Source organism: Oleiphilus sp. HI0079 (assembly GCF_001635105.1).
Map to the genome: position 1 here is coordinate 1 of NZ_LWFT01001356.1, position 1345 is coordinate 1345.

Here is a 1345-nt window from a genome sequence, read left to right on the forward strand (position 1 = left end):
TTGAGTGCTGAACGCGGGCTGAGCCCAAAATATTGCTGCGGAAACGAGTTATTTATGCTGAACAACTATATTAAGAAAATTCTAGATGCGCGGGTTTATGACGTGGCGATTGAGTCACCTTTAACGCCTGCGAGAAGTCTTTCGCAGCGTTTTAACAATGAGATCTTTTTGAAGCGTGAAGATTTGCAGCCTGTGTTTTCGTTCAAACTACGCGGCGCATACAACCGCGTTCGACAGCTTAGCGATATCGATAAGGCGAAAGGCGTGATTGCTGCCTCTGCGGGTAATCATGCGCAGGGCTTGGCATTAGCCGCGAAGACACTGGGTATCAAAGCTACGATCGTAATGCCAAAAACGACGCCGGAAATTAAGGTCAGTTCGGTCAAAGCGCGTGGTGCGAAAGTGGTGCTTGTTGGCGACACCTTTGACGAGGCGTCAGCCTATGCTCAAGAGCAAGTAAAAGAGAAAGGCTTGATTTACATCCCTCCTTACGATGATGAAGACGTGATAGCCGGTCAGGGAACGGTTGCAATGGAGTTGCTAAAGCAGCACACGGACGCAGCGCATGCGGTATTTATTCCTTGCGGTGGCGGGGGCCTTATTGCGGGGATGGCTGCATACATTAAATATCTGCGCCCTGAAATTAAGGTGATCGGCGTAGAGCCTGAGGATGCGGCTTGTTTGTTAGCTGCGAAAAAAGCCGGTAAGCGCGTTACGCTAGATCAGGTGGGTATTTTTGCTGATGGAGTGGCTGTGCGCCAGATCGGGAAATTGCCGTTTGATATCTGTAAGGATCATGTCGATGATGTGATCACGGTGAGTACCGATGAGATCTGCGCAGCGATAAAAGATATCTTTGACGATACCCGCGCCATTGCGGAGCCTGCTGGCGCGATTGGTGTGGCAGGCCTGAAAAAATATGTTGAGCAAACCGGGGTTCAGGGTGAGAACTTGTTAACGGTCGTGTCTGGCGCAAATATGAATTTTGATCGTTTGCGTTACATTTCAGAGCGAACGGAAATTGGCGAAAAGCGCGAAGCGATCTTGGCAGTGACGCTACCGGAGAAACCTGGCAGCTATAAAAGGTTTATTAAAGCCTTACACCGGCGTAATATCACTGAGTTTAACTACCGTTACGCAGATGGTTATGAAGCGCAGATTTTTGTAGGTGTACAGACCTCGGGTGTCGATGGTGAGCGTTTGCAGCTTGTTGAAGAGCTCGAAGAGCAGGGTTATCCGGTGAGTGATTTAACGGATAATGAACTGGCTAAATTGCATATTCGCCATATGGTGGGTGGGCGTTCTCAGGTTGAAAACGAGCACGTGTACCGATTTGAATTCCCTG

1 protein-coding gene is annotated in these 1345 nt (G+C 49.1%); it reads left to right on the top strand.

Translation table 11 applies throughout. From position 1 onward, the window contains the following. Positions 1–54: 54 nt before the first annotated feature. Positions 55–1345 (top strand): threonine ammonia-lyase, biosynthetic (ilvA, locus tag A3750_RS23450; protein ID WP_068548949.1); only part of this gene is annotated, 1291 nt, incomplete at its 3' end.